The organism is Microbacterium sp. Leaf288 (assembly GCF_001422925.1).
Lineage (GTDB): Bacteria > Actinomycetota > Actinomycetes > Actinomycetales > Microbacteriaceae > Microbacterium.
In genome coordinates this window covers 811,652-831,651 of record NZ_LMNI01000001.1, presented here as the reverse complement: position 1 = coordinate 831,651, position 20,000 = coordinate 811,652, and the positions used below count along the sequence as shown (strand labels likewise).

General features: G+C 70.0%; 19 protein-coding genes. 5 read left to right on the top strand and 14 right to left on the bottom strand.

Annotated elements, in window-relative coordinates:
* Window positions 1–2 precede the first annotated feature (2 nt).
* Genes ASF40_RS03560 through ASF40_RS03545 form a run of 4 tightly spaced genes read right to left on the bottom strand, consistent with a single transcriptional unit; the run spans window position 3 to window position 3,357 of the window.
* Window positions 3–854 (bottom strand): fumarylacetoacetate hydrolase family protein, encoded by an 852-nt coding sequence (locus ASF40_RS03560; protein ID WP_056366435.1) that lies wholly within the window; start codon window positions 852–854, stop codon window positions 3–5.
* Window positions 851–1,726, bottom strand: a complete 876-nt coding sequence (locus ASF40_RS03555) for a fumarylacetoacetate hydrolase family protein (RefSeq protein ID WP_056366431.1) — start codon at window positions 1,724–1,726, stop codon at window positions 851–853. Before ASF40_RS03555 ends, ASF40_RS03560 begins: the two co-directional genes overlap by 4 nt.
* A 31-nt stretch (window positions 1,727–1,757) precedes the next feature.
* Window positions 1,758–2,549, bottom strand: coding sequence for an SDR family NAD(P)-dependent oxidoreductase (locus ASF40_RS03550; protein WP_056366428.1), 792 nt, complete (start codon window positions 2,547–2,549; stop codon window positions 1,758–1,760).
* Between the two features lie 25 nt (window positions 2,550–2,574).
* Window positions 2,575–3,357 carry an SDR family NAD(P)-dependent oxidoreductase gene (locus ASF40_RS03545; protein ID WP_056366799.1) on the bottom strand — a complete coding sequence of 261 codons (783 nt, stop codon included), beginning with the start codon at window positions 3,355–3,357 and terminating at the stop codon, window positions 2,575–2,577.
* A gap of 92 nt (window positions 3,358–3,449) precedes the next feature.
* On the opposite strand from ASF40_RS03545, the gene ASF40_RS03540 reads away from it, so the two are divergent.
* The gene (locus ASF40_RS03540; protein ID WP_056366423.1) at window positions 3,450–4,007 is read left to right on the top strand and encodes a carboxymuconolactone decarboxylase family protein; all 558 of its coding nucleotides are present in this window, start codon (window positions 3,450–3,452) and stop codon (window positions 4,005–4,007) included.
* Between the two features lie 39 nt (window positions 4,008–4,046).
* Window positions 4,047–4,856, top strand: coding sequence for an IclR family transcriptional regulator (locus ASF40_RS03535; RefSeq protein WP_056366420.1), 810 nt, complete (start codon window positions 4,047–4,049; stop codon window positions 4,854–4,856).
* 21 nt (window positions 4,857–4,877) lie between these two features.
* Here ASF40_RS03535 and ASF40_RS03530 read toward each other — a convergent pair whose 3' ends face one another.
* The 3 genes from ASF40_RS03530 to ASF40_RS03520 form a co-directional block, all read right to left on the bottom strand.
* A complete protein-coding gene (locus tag ASF40_RS03530; RefSeq protein ID WP_082496848.1) occupies window positions 4,878–5,765 on the bottom strand; it encodes an alpha/beta hydrolase fold domain-containing protein in 888 nt (295 codons plus the stop codon).
* A gap of 69 nt (window positions 5,766–5,834) precedes the next feature.
* Complete coding sequence (locus ASF40_RS03525) at window positions 5,835–6,617, bottom strand: alpha/beta hydrolase (protein WP_056366414.1); 783 nt, start codon at window positions 6,615–6,617, stop codon at window positions 5,835–5,837.
* A gap of 7 nt (window positions 6,618–6,624) precedes the next feature.
* Window positions 6,625–7,170 (bottom strand): quercetin 2,3-dioxygenase, encoded by a 546-nt coding sequence (locus ASF40_RS03520; RefSeq protein ID WP_056366409.1) that lies wholly within the window; start codon window positions 7,168–7,170, stop codon window positions 6,625–6,627.
* Between the two features lie 155 nt (window positions 7,171–7,325).
* Between ASF40_RS03520 and ASF40_RS03515 the strand changes: the two genes are divergently transcribed.
* Window positions 7,326–8,237 (top strand): LysR family transcriptional regulator, encoded by a 912-nt coding sequence (locus ASF40_RS03515; RefSeq protein WP_056366406.1) that lies wholly within the window; start codon window positions 7,326–7,328, stop codon window positions 8,235–8,237.
* Window positions 8,238–8,246: 9 nt separating this feature from the next.
* Here the strand turns inward: ASF40_RS03515 and ASF40_RS03510 are convergent, their stop codons facing one another.
* From ASF40_RS03510 to ASF40_RS03495, 4 genes are read right to left on the bottom strand one after another with little or no spacing between them, the layout of a single operon-like run.
* Window positions 8,247–9,116, bottom strand: a complete 870-nt coding sequence (locus tag ASF40_RS03510; protein ID WP_056366403.1) for an ATP-binding cassette domain-containing protein — start codon at window positions 9,114–9,116, stop codon at window positions 8,247–8,249.
* Complete coding sequence (locus ASF40_RS03505; protein WP_056366400.1) at window positions 9,113–11,284, bottom strand: dipeptide/oligopeptide/nickel ABC transporter permease/ATP-binding protein; 2,172 nt, start codon at window positions 11,282–11,284, stop codon at window positions 9,113–9,115. The genes ASF40_RS03510 and ASF40_RS03505 overlap by 4 nt, the downstream gene beginning before the upstream one ends.
* Window positions 11,281–12,222 carry an ABC transporter permease gene (locus tag ASF40_RS03500; protein ID WP_056366399.1) on the bottom strand — a complete coding sequence of 314 codons (942 nt, stop codon included), beginning with the start codon at window positions 12,220–12,222 and terminating at the stop codon, window positions 11,281–11,283. Before ASF40_RS03500 ends, ASF40_RS03505 begins: the two co-directional genes overlap by 4 nt.
* A 57-nt stretch (window positions 12,223–12,279) precedes the next feature.
* Entirely contained in the window at window positions 12,280–13,845 is a 1,566-nt protein-coding gene (locus ASF40_RS03495; RefSeq protein ID WP_056366396.1) for an ABC transporter substrate-binding protein, read from the bottom strand.
* Window positions 13,846–14,079: 234 nt separating this feature from the next.
* Here ASF40_RS03495 and ASF40_RS03490 point away from each other — a divergent pair, with 234 nt between their 5' ends.
* Complete coding sequence (locus ASF40_RS03490; protein ID WP_056366395.1) at window positions 14,080–15,324, top strand: family 1 glycosylhydrolase; 1,245 nt, start codon at window positions 14,080–14,082, stop codon at window positions 15,322–15,324.
* A 118-nt stretch (window positions 15,325–15,442) separates the two neighbouring features.
* A complete protein-coding gene (locus ASF40_RS03485) occupies window positions 15,443–16,210 on the top strand; it encodes an SDR family NAD(P)-dependent oxidoreductase (RefSeq protein ID WP_056366392.1) in 768 nt (255 codons plus the stop codon).
* 105 nt (window positions 16,211–16,315) lie between these two features.
* On the opposite strand, the gene ASF40_RS03480 is transcribed toward ASF40_RS03485, so the two are convergent.
* From ASF40_RS03480 to ASF40_RS03470, 3 genes are read right to left on the bottom strand one after another with little or no spacing between them, the layout of a single operon-like run.
* On the bottom strand, window positions 16,316–16,771 hold the full coding sequence (locus ASF40_RS03480) for a nuclear transport factor 2 family protein (protein WP_056366389.1): 456 nt from the start codon (window positions 16,769–16,771) through the stop codon (window positions 16,316–16,318).
* Window positions 16,768–18,363, bottom strand: coding sequence for a GMC oxidoreductase (locus tag ASF40_RS03475; RefSeq protein WP_056366384.1), 1,596 nt, complete (start codon window positions 18,361–18,363; stop codon window positions 16,768–16,770). Before ASF40_RS03475 ends, ASF40_RS03480 begins: the two co-directional genes overlap by 4 nt.
* Window positions 18,364–18,380: 17 nt before the next feature.
* Complete coding sequence (locus ASF40_RS03470; RefSeq protein WP_056366380.1) at window positions 18,381–19,874, bottom strand: MFS transporter; 1,494 nt, start codon at window positions 19,872–19,874, stop codon at window positions 18,381–18,383.
* Between the last annotated feature and the right edge of the window lie 126 nt (window positions 19,875–20,000).

Sequence of the window (20,000 nt, the reverse complement as noted above, 5' to 3'; positions counted from 1 at the left end):
GGTCAGGGCGCAGACGTGAAGTGCGTGGTGAGGGTGCCGATGCCCTCGATCTCGCTCACGAGCACATCGTCGGGCCTGATGAACCGGGGCGGGGTGCGGCGGTTGCCGATGCCCGACGGCGTGCCCGAGAAGATGATGTCGCCCGGGAGCAGCGGGCACACCGCCGACAGCCGCATCAGCAGCTCGGGCACGTCGTACAGCATCATCGAGGTGCGCGAGGCCTGCATGCCCTCGCCCGACAGCGTGCACGAGATGGCGAGGTCGTCGCGGTCGGCGAACTCGTCCGGTGTCACGAGCCACGGCCCGGTCGGGCCGAAGCCGGGAAAGGATTTGCCGAGGCTGAACTGCGGCGCCGAGCCCTGCAGCTGCGTGACCCGCTCCGACAGGTCCTGGCCGATCGTGAGCCCCGCGACGTGATCCCACGCGTGCTCCCGGTCGATGCGATGCGCCTCACGGCCGATCACCACGACGAGCTCGACCTCCCAGTCGACGTTGCCCTCGGGCAGCTCCACGACGGCCTCCGGGCCGACGATCGACGACGGGAACTTCGTGAACGTCACCGGCATCTCATCCGGCGGGTACCCCGCCTCGGCGGCGTGCTCGGCGTAGTTCAACCCGATCGCGAACACCTGCCGCGGGCGAGGCACCGGCGCGCCGAGTCGGGTCGCCTCGAAGGCGATGGATGCTGCGGCCGCAGCATCCGGAACCGCCGACGCCCACTCCGCGAAGGCCTGCCAGTCGTCGAACAGCGCCTGGGGGTCCGAACCGAAGCGACCGTCCGATGCCTGCTCGACGTCGACCGCGCGGTCGCCGGTGACGACGACCGCGCGACCGGCGAGGTTCGCGAGCCTCACCAGTCGACTCGCTGCGGGGCGGGCTCGCCGTAGCGGTCCTCCCAGCTGATGACCTTGTTGCGCAGCGTCCCGATGCCGGTGATCTCGGCCTCGATCTGGTCGCCGGGCTTCAGGTAGAAGTCGAACGGGTTGTCCTGGATGGCCGCGACGCCCGAGATCGTGCCGGTGGTGATGATGTCGCCGGCGCTGTAGATCTGCGGCGAGTGGTAGGCCACCAGGTGCGGGAACTTGATGCGGGTCTGGTTCGTGTTGCCCTGCTGGCGCACCTCACCGTTCACACGCAGCTGCATCGGCAGCTCGTGCATGTCGGGCACCTCGTCGCGCGTGACGATCCACGGGCCGATGGGGCAGAACGTGTCGATCGCCTTCGAGAACGAGAAGACGCCCGACTCCATCTCCTTGCGCTGGATGTCGCGCGCCGAGATGTCGTTGAACACGGTGAAGCCCGCGATGTAGTCGTCGGCCTCGTCGGGTCCGAAGAACTTGCCCGACTTGCCGATGATGATGGCGAGCTCGAGCTCGTAGTCCATCTCCTTCGTGAGGTGGTCCGGGTAGACGATGTCGTCGTCGGGGCCGATGATCGCGTCGACGTTCTGGAAGAACACGATGCCCTTGTGAACGGGGTGCGACCAGTTGACGGCCTCGAGCTCGTTGTGATGGTCGGCGAAGTTGCCCGCGGTGTGGAAGAACTTCTTGGGGCGGATGGGCGCCTCGAGCTTCACGTCGGCGTACGCGAGGCGCTCGCCGGTCTCGGTGACCTGGCCGCCCCGCTCGAAGTACTCGCGGGTCGAGGGGACGTCGAGCTCGATCACGACGCCTTCCTCGAGTTCCAGCCGGCCGACGCGTCCGCCGTCGAAGGTGATGAGCTTCATGGGTTCTGTCTCCTAGATGTCGGGCGGGCGCTCAGGCGCCGACCATGTTGAATCCGCCGTCGGCGAGCATGTAGCCGCCGGTCAGGTGGGCCGCCTCGTCGGTCGCGAGCCACAGGCACGCCCCGGTGACGAACTCGGGCGGCGGGATGACGCCCATCGGCGTCTGCGACAGCAGCACCTCGCGGCGGCCGTTCTTCCAGTCCTCGCGGTTCAGCAGCCGCTCGGTCTCCATGAAGCCGGGCGCGAAGGTGTTGACGCGCACCGCGGGGGCGAACGCCTTGGCGTAGGACTTCGTGATGCCGAGGATCGCGTACTTCGCCGCGGCGTACTGCGGTGCCCGCGCCGAGCCGCGCACGATCACGGTCGAGCCGACCTGCACGATGCTGCCGTGGCCCTGTGCCAGCATCCGCTCACCGAACTCGTGCGTCATGAGGAGCGTCCCCTTGACGTCGATGTCGATGACCGCGTCGAGGGCCTCCTGCGTGAGCTCGTCCCAGTTCATCTGCTCGCTCGAGACGTCGCCGACGTTGTTGACGAGCACGTCCAGGGTGCCGAACGCCGCCCACACCTCGTCGGCCATGCGCTTGATCTGCTCCCAGGAGCCGATGTCGGCCTGGACGAGGATGCCGTCGCTGCCGGCCTCGCGGATGCGCTGCAGCGTCGCTTCGGCGCCCGCCTTCGACGAGCGGTAGTGGACGGCGACCTTCGCGCCCTCCTGCGCGGCGCGGACGGCGATCTCGGCGCCGAAGCCGGTGCCGGCACCGGTGACGAGCACGGTCTTGCCGGCGAAGCGCGGGAAGATCTGCGGGGTGGGGTCGGTCATCGGGTTCTCCAATCGTCGAGCGCGCTCAGACGAGCGTGCGTCCGCCGTCGATGTACATGACATGGCCGGTGACGAACCCGGCATGCCGTGAGGACAGGAAGAGCGCGGGGCCGGTGAGCTCGTCGGGCGTGCCGAGACGGCCGGCAGGGACGAGGTTCTCGAGATCCTTGCGCTTGCCGGGCTTGGCGAGCTCTCCCGCGGTGAGCGGCGTCTCGATGTAGCCCGGCGCCAGGGCGTTCACCGTGACGCCCGACGCGGCCCACTCGCGCGCCATGACCCGCAGGAGCTGGTTGATCCCGCCCTTCGAGGCCGCGTAGGGCCCGTGGGAGTGGTGGGCCAGCAGTCCGGAGACGCTCGACAGCGCGAGCACGCGGCCGTGGCCCTGCGCGACCATGTGCCGGCCGGCTGCCTGCGCCAGCCCGAAGAGGGACGACAGGTTGACCCGCAGGATGTGGTCCCACTCGTCCTCGGTGAACTCGAGGATCGGACGCCGGTCGTTGATGCCGACGGCATGGAGCAGCACGTCCAGGCCGCCCAGCTCTTCGACGACGTCGGCCACGACCCGCTCCCCCGCGCCGTGCTCGGTGAGGTCGGCATGGTGGAGCGCGTACCTCGCCCCCGTGGCATCGAGGTCGGCGCCGATCGCGTCCAGCGCGCGCTGATCGCGGTCGACGACCGCGACGGATGCCCCGGCCTCGGCGTACGCGAGCGCGCACGCTCCGCCGATCCCGCCGGCTCCGGCGACGAGCACGCGCGCGCCCTCGAGTCCGAGCCATGCGGCCTTCGCGGCCTGGAGGGTGTCTGCCATGACGTCTCTCGCAATCGAGTTCATTGGGTGAAAGCGACTTTCGTTGATTGAATGTAGGCTGATCCCAGCGATTCGTCAAATGGAGGAGACAGATGCCGCCCCGCGTTCCCCCGCTCCGCCCCGAGGAGCTCTCCCCCGCACAGGCCGACCTGTACGGGGCGATCGCCGGCGGGCCGCGCGCCCAGGGTCCGCAGCACTTCGCCCTGACCAGGCCGGATGGTTCGCTGCGCGGCCCCTTCAACGCCCTTCTGCTCGCGCCCGACCTGGGCGGCGCGCTCCAGCACGTCGGGTCCGTCATCCGTTACCGGGGTGCGCTCACCGATCGCGCGCGCGAGCTCGCGATCCTGCTGGTCGCGGCCCACTGGGACAGCACCTTCGAGCGAGAAGCCCACGAGGCGGTGGGCGCCGCTGCGGGCCTCGGCGACGCCGAGCTGGCCGCGTTGCGGGCGGGCGACATCACGCCCTTCGAGGGCGACGAAGGTCTCGTCGCCGCCGTCACCCTCCAGCTGGTCGGCGGCGATCTCGACGACGGACTGTGGGACGCGGCATCCGTCGCCCTCGGCGCAGCCGTCGTGTTCGAGCTCACGACGCTCGTGGGCTACTACGCCACCCTCGCCCTGCAGCTGCGCGTGTTCCGCGTCGACGGCTGAGATTGCACGCCTCCGGACCGAGAGATACGGTTTCACACGATGAAAGCCGAAGAGACCCCGAGCGAGTCCGCCGAGAAGTCGCCGAGCCGCTATCGCATCGAGGCACTCGCGAAAGGGCTCGACGTCCTGCGGCTCTTCGACGAGTCCGTCACGTCGCTCAAGCTCCGCGACATCAGCGAGCGCACCGGCATCCCGATGCCGACGGCCTTCCGCGTGGTGGCGACCCTCGAAGAGGGCGGTTACCTCGAGCGCCTGGCGGACGGCGCGATCCGTCCGGGTGTCGCCGTGCTGCTGCTGGGCTCGGCCGCGCTGCGCGGGTCGAGCCTCGTCCAGCTCAGCGAGCAGCCGCTGCGCCACCTCGCCGAGGAGTCCGGCGAGACCGTCAACCTCGGCGTGCTCGTCGGCGATCAGGTGCTGTACCTCGCACGTCTGCGCAACTCGGACCTCGTCACCGCGAACATCCAGGTCGGGTCGACGCTGCCTGCCGCCTACACCTCGATGGGCAAGCTCCTGCTGGCCTATCTGAGCGACGCAGAGCTCACCGCGGCCCTTGCTGCTCACGAGTTCGGGACGGATGCCGGACCCAACGCCGCGACGTCGCTCGACGAGCTGCGCGAGCGCCTGGCCGTCATCCGCGAACAGGGCTATTCGCTGCAGGACCAGGAGGTCGCGGCCGGCTTGCGCTCGGTCTCGGTGCCCGTATTCGGACGGGATGCCTCCAAGCCCGCCGCCGCGATCAACATCGCGGTGTCGACGCAGCGTCATGATCTCGCCTCGCTGCGTGGACCGATCCTCGATCGCCTGCGGGCGACGGCGGACGACATCTCGAGGCTCCTGCGCGCCACGTGACTCGTCCGGGACGACGCCGGCTCAGCGCGCCGCGACGGCATTCCCGATGAGCACCAGTGTGCGCTCGGCGGCCGGGTGGCCGATCTCGTTCAGGTAGCCGTGCATCGCACCCCGCTCGCGCACCACGCGGACATCGACACTTGCCGCCGCCAGTTCCGCCGCGAACGCCTCGCCAGAGGGGCGCAGGCTGTCGAGCTCGGCGTTGACCATCAGCACCTCGGGCAGGCCTGCGACGTCATGGCCGCCCGGGAATGCGTAGCCGTCGGGGTCGCTGCCGTCGGGCAGGTAGTTGCGGTTGATCGCGGCGCGGGTCTCGGGCGTGAACAGCCGCGACGGCGGAACGTCCCGCAGGAGCCCGGCCGTCTCGTCGTTCGGAGGCAGTATGCCGTCGTGCAGCGACGGGTACACGAGCGCGAGGATGCGGGGGGCCGTCGTGCCGCGATCACGCAGTCGCATCGCGGCGCCGGCCGACAGGTTGGCACCGGCGCTTGCACCGCCCAGCGACACCCGCTCGGGGTCGGCGCCGTACGTGCGGGCGTTCGCAACGGCCCAGTCGAAGGCGGCGACGGTCTGCAGTCCGGCGACCGGGAACCGGGCGCGAGGGCGGGCGGAGTCGGCCTCCGCCCGCAGCTGCTCCGGCGTGGGCAGGCCTGCGTCCGGGTCTGGCGGGGCGAGACCTTCCAGGGCGTCGAGCGGCGCAAGCGTGTAGTCGACCGACACCACGATGGTTCCGGTCTCGCTCAGCCGCCGTCCGACCTGGTCGGCCTCCGGCATCTCGAGGTCGCCGAACATGAACGCACCTCCGTGCAGCCAGACCAGCAGCGAGCCGTTGGGCTCGACAGCGGGGTACACGCGCACGCGGAAGTCGAAACCGCCAGCGGAGAGCGCGACGTCGTGGATCTCGGTCATCATCGGCATGCACCGAAGGGCTCAGGTGATGCGAGGTGGAAGCCTTCGTCGCGAGTGGGGTCTGTCACTTCAGTCTCCTTGTGAATGTGTGACGCGCGAGCAGAAGTCGATCGCGGCGTCGAACACCGTGGACGGGTCGTCGAGCCCCTGCCAGAAGTGCTTTCCGCCCGCAACGGTGTGGAAGTCGACATCGGCTCCGACGACTCGGAGTGCCTCGGCGAGCGCCTCGCTCTGCGAGAACGGCACGTGCTCGTCGGCGGTGCCGTGCGCGATGTGGAACGGCGGAGCGCCGGCGTGCACCTGGTGGGCGGGACTCGCACGGCGTGCGACCTCGGGTTGCTCTGCGGCGGGTCCGCCGATCCAGCGAGCCTCACGGGTCTTCTCGGGCGGATCGCCCATGTCGTGTTCAGCCATCGTGAAGAGGTCGGCGGGACCGAACCAGTCCACGACGCCGCGCACGTCACGGCGGCGGAGCCCCGTGAGCGCGGCGAGCGTCGCGCCCGCCGAGACTCCCCACAGCGCCGTGCGCGAGGCATCCACGCCGCACTCGGCCGCGTGGTCCTGCAACCACGTGATCGCGGCATCCACGTCGTCCAGCTGTGCGGGGAAGCGCGCCTCGCCGCTCAGCCGATACTCGACCGACGCGATCGCGAAGCCCGCGGCGACGATGCGGTCGAACGAATCGGCGACGCTGATGCCGGGGGTGAAGACCTTGCGGCTGCCGCGCAGCCACCCCCCGCCGTGCAGGAACACGACGAGGGGCGCGCCTGCGGTCTCGGGGGTGCGCAGGTCGAGCGACAGCGGCCGGAATCCCTCGGTCTGGGCGACGTCGACCTCGAAGAGCGAGGACACGGGTGCGTCAGTCGCGGAACCGGAACTCGGGCATGAAGATCGTGGCGTACTTCTCGCCCGCGGCGCGCATGATCGAGAAGTCCGGTACGTACACACCCTGAGGCTCATCGAGGTCGGTCTTCTGGCCGATCGCGTGGAAGAACCGCTCGAAGCCCGCCGTGCCGGCGCCGAACACCGTCGTGGTGTTCTCGATCTTGAACGCATGGACGATGTTCGCCGGCACGAACGCGAAGTCGCCCGTGGTGAGCGTGGTCTTGCTGTGGTAGTCCGCCTGGTCGTCCATCCACACCGAGATCTCGCCGTCGACGACGTAGAAGAACTCGTGGGTCTCGAGGTGCGTGTGGGCGGGGATGCGGTCCCCCTGACGCGCCTTCATCGTCCACGCGCCGTACTGGTCGTCCGTCTCGTCTCCCGAGACCAGGATCTCGAAGAGCTGGTCGAAGACGAGCGACTTCTCACCCTGCCCGTTGCCGATCACGTAAGGCTTCGGGGCCGCGGGCAGGATTCCGGCGAACGCGACCTTGTCGGGGTCGTCAGCGGCGAAAGTGGTCATGCTTACCTCCATGTAAGACAGTGGTGCCGTTAGGCAGACGGGAACATCGGGCCATTCCGATCGACCGTTCCAGATGCCTCAAGTCTCACGAGGTTCCGCACCCTGAGGAAGTTCGACATCCCTACCCGGCGTTAGCCTGAGGCTAAGATCCGAGCATGGACGTGCCCATCCACGTGATCCGGTATTTCTGCGTGCTCGCCGAGGAGCTGCACTTCGGTCGCGCCGCTGAGCGCCTCAGCATCACCCCTCCGTCGCTGAGCCAGCAGATCAGCCGCCTCGAGCAGCAGCTCGGCGTCAAGCTGTTCGATCGAAGTCCTCGCAAAGTCGAGCTCACCGGCTACGGGCGCGACCTGCTGCCTCTCGCCCGTCGTGTGCAGGACGACCACGATCAGCTCCTCGCCTGGGCGCAGTCGGTGCGCCGCGATCAGCACACGCCGCTCCTGCGCGTCGGCGTCGTCGCCGCAGGCGCGGGCGCGCTGACCACCGCCGCGATCGCCGCGACGATGCAGGCGATCCCGACGGCGCGGATCGAGATGCGGCGGCTCGGCTTCTTCGACGTGGCCTCGGAACTCGAAGCCGGGCGGGTCGATGTCGTGTTCGCGCCGTCGCCGATGGTGCTGCCGCCTCGGATCCGTGTGGAGCCGCTGTGGCGCGAGCCGCGGGTGCTCGTCGTCCCCGCCGGTCACGCCCTCGCCGGACGAGAGTCGGTCACCATCGTGGAGACCAACGACGAGGTGTTCGTGGCGGTCGCCCGCGGGGTTCCCGAGGTCGTGAACTGGTGGATCGTCGACCCCCGCCCGGACGGGACGCGACCCCGCCGCGGCCCGACGGCCGACAGCGTCGACGGGCTCTTCGAGCTGGTCGCAGCCGGGGCGGGGGTGAACATCGCGGGGCAGTCCGCTTCACGCCAGTACCGCCGCGACGAGCTCGCGTTCGTGCCGATCTCCGACATCGAGCCGGCCACGATCGTGCTGTGCAGCCTCAGCGATTCGCCGAACCCGATGGTCAGGACGTTCCGCGAGACGGCGCAGGAGCTCTCGCCGCTCGTCGATGCGACGCTCCACTGACCCGCCGGGTCAGCCGACCGCCGCCTTCGCCTGCGCCCGCAGCCTCTGCCAGACCTCGCGGCGGCGGGCCTGCTCGTCGGGATCCGGCACGGGCGAGGCTGCCATGAGCACACGCGTGTACTCGCTCTGCGGGCTGCGGATGACGTCGACCGTGGCTCCCTGCTCCATGACCTTTCCGCGATAGAGCACGACGACCCGCTGGGCGAGGAACTCGACGACCGCCATGTCGTGGGCGATGAAGAGGTAGCCGAGATCGGCGCCGGCACGCAGCTCGGCGAGGAGGTTCAGCACCTGCGCCTGCGTCGACAGATCGAGCGCGCTCACCGCCTCGTCGCACACGACCAGGCGCGGATCCGTCACGAGTGCCCGCGCGATCGCGATCCGCTGCCGCTGCCCGCCGGAGAACTGGCGCGGGTACCGGTCGTACGAGCCGGCGGGAAGCCCCACCGACGCGAGGACCTCATTCGCGCGGCGCTCCCGCTCCTCGCGGGCGACACCGGCGACGCGGAGCGGCTCCGTGAGGGCGTCGCCGATCACCCGGCGCGGGTTGAGCGACGAGAACGGGTCTTGGAACACCGCGCGAAGGTCCCCCTGCAACGCACGACGTTCGGCGACGCTGGCGTGCGTGATGTCGCGCCCCTCGAAGAGGATCTGCCCGTCGCTCACCGGCTGCAGGCCGAGGATCGCCCGGCCGATCGTCGTCTTTCCCGAACCGGACTCGCCGACGAGCCCGAGCGTCTCACCGCGGGCGATCGCGAACGAGACGTCGTCGACCGCGGCCGGTCCCTTCTTGCCGTAGCGCACGACGAGGTTGCGCACCTCGAGCAGCGGCGCATCCGTGCCCTGCGCGCCGACGGAAACCGTGTCTGGGGCACTCATCGTCCTGCTCCTGTCGTCACGGGCAGCCGCCATTCGTCCTGGCGACCCTGCACGTCGTCTCGCCGGACGCAGCGGACTCCGCCTTCGCCCTGGGCGCGCGGGTCGAGCGGCACCGTCACGAGGCACTCGTCGCGCGCGAAGCGGCAGCGCTCGGCGAAGCGGCACCCGGTCGTCCACGAACCCGGCAGCGGCACCTGACCGGGGATCGACGCGAGGCGCGCGGTCCCTTCGAGATCGAGGATCGCGTGCGGATCGGCCGCGAGCAGTGCCATGGTGTACGGGTGCTCGGGCCGCAGCAGCACGTCGCGCACGGTGCCGGTCTCGACGATCTCGCCCGCGTACATGACCGACACGTCGTCGCAGATGTCGGCGACGACACCGAGGTCGTGGGTCACGATGATGATCGACATCCCGCGTTCCGCGATGAGCCCGCGCAGCAGCGCCAGGATCTCGGCCTGGATCGTGACGTCGAGCGCCGTCGTGGGCTCGTCGGCGACGAGCAGACTCGGCGTGCCGCTCAGGGCGAGGGCGATCGCGACGCGCTGCGCCATGCCGCCCGATATCTGGTGCGGATAGCTCTTCAGCACGCGCGGCGGATCGACGATGCCGACGTCGGTGAGCAGCTGAGAGGCGATGCGCTTGGCCTCGGCCCGTCCGACGCCGCGCAGGCGCCGGATCGCGGCTGCGAGCTGCGCGCCGACCGTGAACATGGGATCGAGCGCTCGCGTCGGCTCCTGCGAGATGAAGGCGATCTCGTGGCCGCGCACCCTCTGGAGGGTCTTCTCGGCGGCTCCCGCGAGATCGGCGCCCCGCCAGCCGATGCGACCCGAGCGCACCGAGAGTCCCGGCGCGAGCAGACCCAGCAGCGCGTAGGACGTCACGCTCTTGCCGCACCCCGATTCGCCGACGAGCCCCATGACGGTGCCCGGGCGGACCCGCATCGAGACGCCGGTCACGAGGGCGGGGCCGCCGTCGACACCGATCACGAGGTCCTCGACGACCAGCCCGTGATCGTCGTTCGCGAGCTGCTCGCGGCTCGTCGAGGCGCCCGGCGACGCCGGCCCGGAGGTGGGTCTCGACACCGCGTCGGCGGGCAGTGCGCCGAGGGCGATGACGTCGACCTGCGCTTGCGCGTCGCGCAGCGGGTCGGCGTTCGACCCCGGGTACGAGGCATCCGCGATCATGTCGAGGGATTCGGGGGCGGCATCGTCCGCCAGCCCCACGACGGGGAGATCGTCGGCGACGGCGGACGCGGCGACCTCGGTCGCGGGCGCGCGTCGCAGGCGGCGACGGAGGGCGACGAGCGGGGGCGGAACGGCGGTGCCGCCTGCGAGCACGTCCGCGAGGGAGTTGGCGGCGATGAGCGTGAGCGCGAGGATGCCGCCGGTCGGCACCATCATCCAGGGCTGCTGGAAGATGAAGCGCGACGCGGTCTGGATCATGCCGCCCCAGGTGGGCTCGGGCGGCTGAGGTCCGAGTCCGATGAACGCGAGGGCGGCCTGCATCCCGATGCCGACGCCGAAGAGCAGGACGAACTGCACGATGACGGTCGTCGACATGTTCGGCAGCACATGGCGGATGCTCGCCCGCATCGGCCGCACGCCGTCGATCGCGGCCGCCTCGACGTAGAGCTGCGTGTGCAGCGACTTCGCCTGGCCGAAGAAGATCTTGTACATCGCCCCGAAGAGCAGCAGCCCGAACGCCGCCATGACGAGCGGCATGTTGGTGCCGACCGCCGCGATGAAGGCGAGGATGATGACGGTTCCGGGCAGCGACAGGACGATCTCGCTGACCTGGTTCATCGCCCCTTCACCGCGCCGGCTCCGAGCCGCCCAGAGCGTGATGGGGATCGTGACCAGCACCGCGACGATCGGCACCACGAGTCCGATGAAGATCGTCGGGGCGGCGGCGGTCACCAGACGCGAGAGGATGTCGCGGCCCAGCTCGTCCGTGCCGAGGAGGTGTGCGAGCGAGGGGCCCTGGAGCACGACGGAGAGGTCCTGCTCGAGCGGGCCGTACCGCAGCCACAGCGGCGAGGTGAGCGACGCGAGAACGAGCCCGACGAGCCAGATGATCGAGATGACGGCGGCCGGCGAGCGCAGCACGCGCAGGCGCAGCTTCCGCTCCGAGCGGCGGGGGCGGACGATCGAGGTCGTCGAGACGGTCATGAGGCACGCAGCTTCGGGTCGAGGGTCCGGTTGAGGAGTTCCAGCGCGACGTTCACGATCACGACCACGAGGGTCGCGACGAGCACGAGCGCCTGCACGAACGGGAGGTCGGCGGAGCCGACGGCGCTCTGCATGGCCTGACCGATGCCGGGCAGGGCGAAGAGCACCTCGATGACCACCGAGCCGCTGAACAGGACGATGAACATGACGGCCACGCTCGCGAGGATCGGGAGGCTTGCTCCGCGCAGCGCGTGGACGTAGATGATGCGGTTCGTCGGGGTTCCGACGGCGCGGAGGGTGCGGATGTGCTCCTGCGCGAGCGACTCCGACATCGAGGCCCGCGTCTGCCGGGCGATGCCGGCGGCCGACGTGATCGCGATCGTGAGGACGGGCAGCACGAGGGAGCGCGCCCACGCGGCCGGGTCGCTCGCGAACGGCACGAAACCGGTCGCGGGGAGCAGCCGCAGCTGGACGGCGAAGACGTAGACGAGCAGGACTCCGACCCAGAAGGCCGGGACGGAGAGCAGGATGCCGGAGGCCGCCGTGATGGCCTTGTCGACCGCTCCGCGGCGCACCGCCGCGATGACGCCCACGACGATGCCGATGAGGGCGGCCACAAGGGTTCCGAAGACGGCGAGCGCCGCGGTCACAGGGAGCCGCTTGGCGATGTCGGGGCCGATGGGACGCCCGTCGATGAGGGACGTGCCGAGGTTGCCCTGCAGCACCTGCGCGACCCAGGCGAGGTACTGCTGGATCCAGGGGTCGTACCAGCCGATCGACTCGTTGTACGCCGCCACCTGCTCGGGCGTGGCCGACTGCCCGAGGGCGACGCCGCCGGGCGTCGAGCCCGAGAGGTGGACGAGCATGAACGCGATCCACGATGCGATCAGCAGTGTCGCGATGCCCCAGGCGACGCGCTTCAGGATGAAGATGAGCATCAGAACTCTCCCTGACGGGCGGTGCCGACGACGCGGGTCGCCGGCACCGCCGTCGGATCAGGATGCGGGCTGGATGGAGGCCAGGATCGGGAAGGCCTCGGCGCCCGGGAACGTCGGCTCGGCGACCTTCTTCGCGTTGTACGCCCACGGCGCCAGCTGCTCGAACAGCGGGATGAGCCATCCCGAGTCGACGATCGCGCGGTTGAGGTCCTTGAGGGCCGCGGTCTGCGCCGCTTCGTCGCCCGTCGCCGCACCGTATGCGCCGGCGGCGGCCTTGATCTCGGGGTTGTCCGCGCCGTGGAAGTTCGCAAAGCCGAACAGCACCCCGAAGACGTTGCCGAGCGGGTTGGTCCACGTCAGCGGGATCGGCCCGCCGAGCGGCTCGGTCTGCACGACGGCGAAGATCTCCTCGGTCGACGCGGCGTTCTTCAGCGTCATGTTGACCCCGATCGCCTCCCAGTAGGGCTGCAGCGCCTCGAGGTCGCGCTGGCTGGCGGAGGAGATGGTGAAGGTGAAGTCGAAGCCGTCCGGGTAGCCCGCCTCGGCGAGGAGCTCCTTGGCGGCGTCCGGGTCGTAGGCGTACTCCTCGTCGAGCTCGGGCAGGTAGCCCGGGTTGTCGGCGGGCAGCGCGTTCGCCGTCGGCAGTTCGCCCGGGTGGATCGCCTCGACGAACGCCTCGCGGTCGATCGCCATCGAGAGCGCCTGGTACACACGCGGGTCGGCCCACTGCTCTCCGAGGGCACCGGTCTTGTCGAAGGCGATGATGTTCTGCACGGTTCCGCCGTTGGCGACGAGCCCGACACCCGCGGACTCGACCTGCGCCTGCGTGTCGGCCGTGATGTAGGCCAGGTCGACCTCGCCCGAGATCACCGCGTTGACGCGAGCCTGCGGGTCGAGGACGGGGCGGAACTCGTAGGAGTCGAAGGGATAGTCCGCGGCCGCGTCGCTGCCTTCCTTCTTGACGAGCAGGTAGGAGTTGCCCTTCACTGTGGCTTCCTCGTCGACGGTGAGGGGTCCCGAGCCGTCCGGCGTCGTGTCGAGCGTGGAGCGGTCGGCGGCGCCCGTCGGCCCGACGATCGCCCCTGCGGGCAGCACGAGGTTCGCCTCGAAGCCGGGCTGCGCCGACGCGAAGGTGAGCGTCACGGTGTCGTCGTCGACGACCGTGACCTCCGAGATCTCGTTCTGCCCGCCGGTCGCGAAGCCGTTGTAGGCCGAGAGGTCCGGGTTGCCGCGCGCGTCGAGGTTCTCCTTCACGAGTTCGGCGCTCAGCGCCGTGCCGTCGTCGAAGGTCGCGCTGGTGTCGAGGTCGAGCGTGAGCTGCGTGTTGTCCTCGTTGTACTCGAACGACGTGACGAGATCGGGGACCACCTGGCCGTCCTCGTCGAGCAGGAACAGCGAGTCGTAGATCCCCTCGAAGAAGAAGCGCTGGCCGCTGCCGTAGCGGACCGGGTCGTACCCGAGCGCGGCCTGGTCGGAGTCGAGGCCGATGACGAGCTTCGACGTGTCGGCTGCACCGCCGGTCTGGCTGGGATCGCCTGCGCCGCTGCAGCCCGCCAGTGCGAGGGCTGATACGGCGACGGCCGCAATGACGGCGGCGCCGCGTGCTGTGATGAGTCGGGACATCCTGATCTCCTGTGATCGGTGTGCTGCTGCGGACTTCGGTGTCGTGATCGCGATTCGGGATGCGATCTTTCGGTCAAGAGTGACGATCCACGGGCGGTTTGGCCATTCGGATTCCGCTGGGATTCGTTAGCCGCAGCCTAACGATGGTTCTTCCTCTCGCTGCATCTGATGAAATGAGCTTTCGTAGAATGAATAATTCGTGCATGATGAACGAGAGTTCAGAGAGGACCACTCATGCCCGCAGCATCCTTCCCCGCCGACTTCCTCTGGGGAGTCGCCACCGCCGGCCATCAGAACGAGGGCGACAACGTCACCAGCGACACGTGGTTCCTCGAGAACGTGACGCCGACCGTCTTCCAGGCACGCTCGGGCAAGGCGACCAACGGCTGGGAGCTGTGGGAGTCCGACCTCGACATCGTCGCCGGCCTGGGGCTCAACGCCTATCGCTTCTCGGTCGAATGGGCCCGCGTCGAACCTGTTGAAGGCGAGTTCTCGTCCGAGGCGCTCGATCACTACGAGGCGATCGTGGACGGATGCCGCGCCCGCGGCCTCGCGCCGATCGTGACGTTCAACCACTTCACGTCGCCGCACTGGTTCGCGGGCCGCGGGGCGTGGCTGGACCCCGAGGCGCCGGAGCTCTTCGCCCGCTACTGCGGCGTCGTGATGGACCGCTTCGGCGACCGCATCGAGCTCGGTGTGACCTTCAACGAGCCGGATCTGCCCGAGATGCTGACGTGGGCGGACCTTCCCTCCTTCGTGGCCGACCTCGAACGCGCGACGCTGGCAGCCGCATCCGAAGCCGCCGGCGTGGAGAGATACCGGGCCGGCAACGTCATGACCCGTGAGGACTTCGCCGGGATGCGCGCCGGCATAACGGCGGCCCACACCGCGGCGAAGGCCGCCATCAAGGAGCGTCGCGCCGACCTGCCGGTCGGTCTCTCGCTCGCGATGTGCGACGACGTCGCCGTCCCCGGCGGCGAAGCCGTCCGCGACCGCAAGCGGGCAGAGGTCTACGACTACTGGCTGCGACTGGCCGCCGACGACGACTTCGTCGGCGTGCAGAACTACGAGCGCCTGGTCTACGGACCCGAGGGACTGCTGCCCGCGCCGGAGGGCGCCGTGCTCAACGGCATGGGCACGACGGTCGACCCCGACTCGCTGCGCGGCGCCGTCGAATACGCCTACGCCGTGGCCGGCGTCCCGGTGCTCGTCAGCGAGCACGGCGTCAGCACGCCGGATGACAGCATCCGTGCCGACTTCATCGAGCCGTCGCTCGAGGGCCTCGCTCAGGCGATCTCCGACGGCGTCCCCGTGATCGGGTACTGCCACTGGACACTCATGGACAACTTCGAGTGGATCTTCGGCTACGGCCCGAGGCTCGGTCTGCACGAGGTGGATCCCGAGACCTTCGCACGCACCGAGAAGCCGAGCGCGGATGTCTACCGGCAGCTGGTGGCTCGATATCGCCCGGAGGCGTGATCCTCAGTCCGAGATGAGGGTGCCGCCGTCGGGCGCCGGCGCGGGTTCGGCGATTCCGATGCGCAGCATCAGCGGATGCCGGTTCCCGCCGGCCGGGCGGTGGTCTAGCGTCGCGTCCATGACCAGGTATCCGGGCCTCGAGGGACGCACGATCGTCGTGACCGGGGCGGGAGGCGGCCAGGGTGCGGCGGAGGCGCGCGTGCTGGCGGAAGCGGGAGCGCGCGTCATCGCCACGGATGTGACGGGTGCCGCCACCGCCGCCACTTCGGGCGTCGAGTACCGGCGGCTCGACGTGTCGGACGAGCGCGACTGGGCCGCGTTCGCCGCGTCCCTCACGGAACTCCTCGACGGCGAACCTCTCCGCGGCCTCGTGAACAACGCCGGCATCACCCATCGCGCCCGGCTCGGCACGGTCGATCGTGCGGACTGGGACCGGGTGCTCGCGGTCAACCTCACAGGCCCGATGCTCGGCATCCAGGCGCTCGCGCCGCTGATGGGGACCGGCTCGTCGATCGTCAACATCGGCTCGTCGGCCGCGCTCAACGCGCACTACCCCGTGGCGTACACGACGTCGAAGTGGGGGCTTCGCGGTCTCACCCACGTCGCGGCGACGGAGCTCGGGGCGCGCGGCATCCGTGTCAACGTCGTTCACCCCGGCTTCATCGAGACGCCGATGACCGCGAACGCGCCCGAGGCGATGCGCGCGGCGCAGCTCGCCCTGACGCCGCTCGACCGCCTCGGGCGGGCGGACGAGGTCGCTGAGGCGGTCGCGTTCCTGCTGTCGGACGCCGCGTCGTATCTCACCGGAGCGGAGATCCCCGTCGACGGCGGTGCGACGTCGTCGGCCGGGGCCAAGTTCATGGCCGACCGCATCGCGGGGTCCTGACCCACCCGCAGAACTCCACGGATTCGAGGCTGCGGCAGCCGAGGGAGCGGTTCCTCACCCGCTGACCGACCAGATCAGTGGAGTTCTGCAGGGCAAGCGCCCGCGTCACGACCCGAGGGGCGTGCGGCCCTTCGCCCGCGCTGCGCGCTCGGCGCCCGCGAGGATCTCCGAGTCGAAGAACTCCTGCTGCAGGATCACCGCGCCGTCCTGCACGCGGATCAGGTGCACGAACGACTGCGGGTAGGGCTCACCGAGGAACCGAGCCTCGTCGACCATCCGACTCGTCACGAAGAACAGCCCGGGGTCGACGCAGTCGTGGATCACGAGGTCGGTGTGGACGACGTTCTCGAACATGCCGGCGTTCGCGTGCGTGTTGGCGACGATGTCGTCGCGGCCCTCCCACCGCGTCTTGGGCAGCTCGGACGGCGCGAACGGCAGCTCCTTCACCCCGTCCGGGTGCCACAGCGCGATCCGCTCGGCCGGATTGCCGAGGTTCGAGGTGAAGAACGCCTCGACCACCGCGCGATTGCCTGCGCGAAGTGCGGCATCTCCCCCGGTCATCGGGCGACCTGCTCGACCCGCGCGGCATCCAGCTGCTCGACGAGCTTGCGGGCACCGCGGACGGCGATCGCAACGCTCATGAGCGTCGGGTTCATGGTGTTGGCCGTCGGGATCAGGGCGTTCCCGCCGACGACGAGGTTGTCGTAGCCCCAGACCCGCGAGTACGGATCCGCGACCGACGTGCCGTCGTCGGACGGTCCCATCCGCAGGGTGCCCATGTAGTGCAGGCTCGAGCCGTTGGGCAGCAGCCGCGGCTCGGCGACGAAGGCGCCGAGGGCGGCGCCGGCCCGACGCACGCGCGCGGTGGCCTCGTCGAGCTCGGGCTGCTCGGCATCCGTCAGCGCGTACTCGATCGTCATGTTGGGAAAGCCGCGGTAGTCGAGCTCGCTGTCGTCGAAGGTGACGCCGTCCTCGACGCGCGGGTGCTTGCGCACGCCGTAACCCATGTTCACGTAGCCCCAGCGGTTCCCCGCGGCGGGGTGCGAGGGGTCGAGCTGGAAGGGCGGGTTCTCGGCGTACATGACCTGGAGCGAGAAGGGGTGCCCCGGCTCGGAGAACGGGATCCGGTTGACGGCCGCGACCGGGTCGGCCGCGTTCTGGGCGCGTCGGGCGAGCTCGGCCGTGAACTCCTCGTCCGTGATGCGCGCGCTCATGCGCTCCTCGTCGAGGGCCACCGTCGTGATGACGACGTGGTGCTCGGTGAGGTAGCGCCCGAGGGCGCGGGGACGGATGCCGCTGACCCAGAGCAGCTGCGGAGAGCGGAACGCGTCGGCGGCCACGACGACGACATCGGCCGGGAAGAACGAGACCTCTTTCGTGCGGAGATCCTCGATCGTGACTCCGGTGGCCACGCCGTCCTCGGTCTCGATGCGCCGCACCAGCGTGAGGTCGCGCAGCTCGAACCGCGCCGACTCGGGGGTGCCGGCCTCGATGAGGGGTCCCAGCACCGTGTTCGCACCGGCCCACACCATGGAGCCGTCGGGCTGCGGATCTCCGGCGACCGGCAGGGTGCCCACGCCGTAGCCGGCGGGCAGCTCGGCGCCGAACTCGTCGTTCAGGAGCGAGCGGATCGCCGTTCCGATGGCCGAATCGGCGAACGCCGCCTGCTGCGCGTGCAGCAGTCCCTCGGCCGTCGAGATCAGGTCCTCCCACTCGGCGTCGCCGATGAAGTCGACCTTCTCACTGAAGGCCGGACGCGGTATCGCGCAGGTCCAGTGCGCGCCCTGGCCGCCGACGTTCGTCGCGGCCGCCGCCGCGGGGAAGGTGGCGGCGTGCGCGGATCCCGGCCCGCCGAAGTCGAGCAGGTGCGTCCCCTGCCGGGCCGTGAACATCCCCTCGACGACGACACCGGCGGGGATGCCCAGACTCTCGCGGAAGGCGCCAGACTGCGGCCCCTGCGACATCTCGCGAGCACGGGCCTTCTCGTCGGGGTCGGCGATGTTGCGCACGCTTTCACCGGGAACGGCGGTGAGCTGCGGGCCGGCCTCGAACATCACGACGCGGGCGTCAGGGCTCGCCTCGAGGATGACGCGGGCGTACGCGGAGCCGATCGGGCCGGAGCCGACGACAGCGACGGTGGGGGTGGAAGACATGGGGGTACCTCTTCTGGTCACGCGGTGAGGGGTTCGGAACTGGGTGCCGGTGCGGGCTCGGACTCGTCCGAGAGGCGACCGGCGGGAAGGAGCACCGCGGCGACGACGCCGACGGCGTAGGTGACGGCGAGAGCCGCGAACACGGGAGTGAAGATGCCGCTGTAGATCCCGGCGACCTGGCCCTGCACCGCGGCGGAGGCGTCGTGCACGAACTGCGGTGTCAGCGTCGCCGCATCGAGCGACGATGGGAGCAGTGCCGCGACGCCGAAGCCGATGACTCCGCCGATGATCGCGGTCGCGACGGTCGAGCCGACCTGGCGCACGAGGTTCACGGTGGCCGTCATGCTGCCGGTGTCGCGACGCGGCGCGGCGCTCTGCACGACCGCGATGACGAGACTCATGAAGGCGCCGGTGCCGACGCCGACGACGGCCATGACGATCATCGGCACCCACAGCGGCAAGCCCACCGGGAGGACCGACATGACGAACAGCCCGGCGGCGCTCAGCGCGGTGCCCACGATGCAGTAGACGCGGTAGTGCCCGGTGCGGCTGACGAGCCACCCGGTCGCGAGGTTCGACACCAGCATGCCGAACACGGTCGCGATCGGCACGAGACCCGACACCGTCGCGCTCGTGCGGTAGGCCATCTGGAAGTACGTCGGCAGATACGCGGTGATCGAGAACAGCCCGATGCCGATGATGGCCGACAGCACCGTGCCCACCGCGATGGTGCGGTCGGCGAAGAGCCGCAGGGGAACCAGGGGTTCGGGCGCCCGCAGCTCGATGAGGAAGAACGCGGCGAACGCCATGCCCGCCACGACGAAGGCGACGACGGATGCTGCAGCCAGCACGGGATCGCCGACCCACGTCACGGCGAGCACCAGAGCGACCATCGCGATCGCGAACGAGACGGAGCCGCCGACATCGAACCGACGCCGGCCGAAGCCCGGCAGACGGGGCACGGCGACGAGGGCGAGCAGGAGCGCGGCGACGCCAAACGGGATGTTGATCCAGAACACCCACTGCCAGCCCCAGTAGTCCGTGATGAGGCCGCCGAGCACAGGGCCGATGAGGATCGCGACGGGGAAGGCGGCGCCGATCAGCGCGAGATACCGCGGCCGCTCGCGGGGGGTGGTCACGCGGGCGACGATGGTCTGCGACATCAGGTGCAGCCCCGCCGAGCTCATGCCCTGCACGACGCGCGCGCCGATGAGCTGCGGCATGTCCTGCGCGAAGCCGCACGCGAGCGACGCGACGAGGAACAGCACCAGCGACACCAGGAACACGGCGCGCGGCCCCACCGCATCGCCCAGCTTTCCGAGGACCGGCAGCAGCACGGTGCTCGCCAGCGTGTAGCCCACGACGACCCACCCCATCTGGGCGAGGGCTCCGAGTTCTCCTGCGACGGTCGCGAGGGACGTCGACACGATCGTGTGGTCGAGGGCTCCGAGGATCGCGACCGTCAGGAGGGAGACGATCAGGAGGCGAAGCCTCCACGGTGACATGCTCATACGCGTTCTGGCCCGTACGACCGGGCGATCGACGCGACGGGGTGTGCCCCTGGGCGGCTTCGCCGCAGGGAACGGGCCTCCGTAGGCCCCGACGTCACTGTCGATTCTAGCCATTCTTTAGTCGCA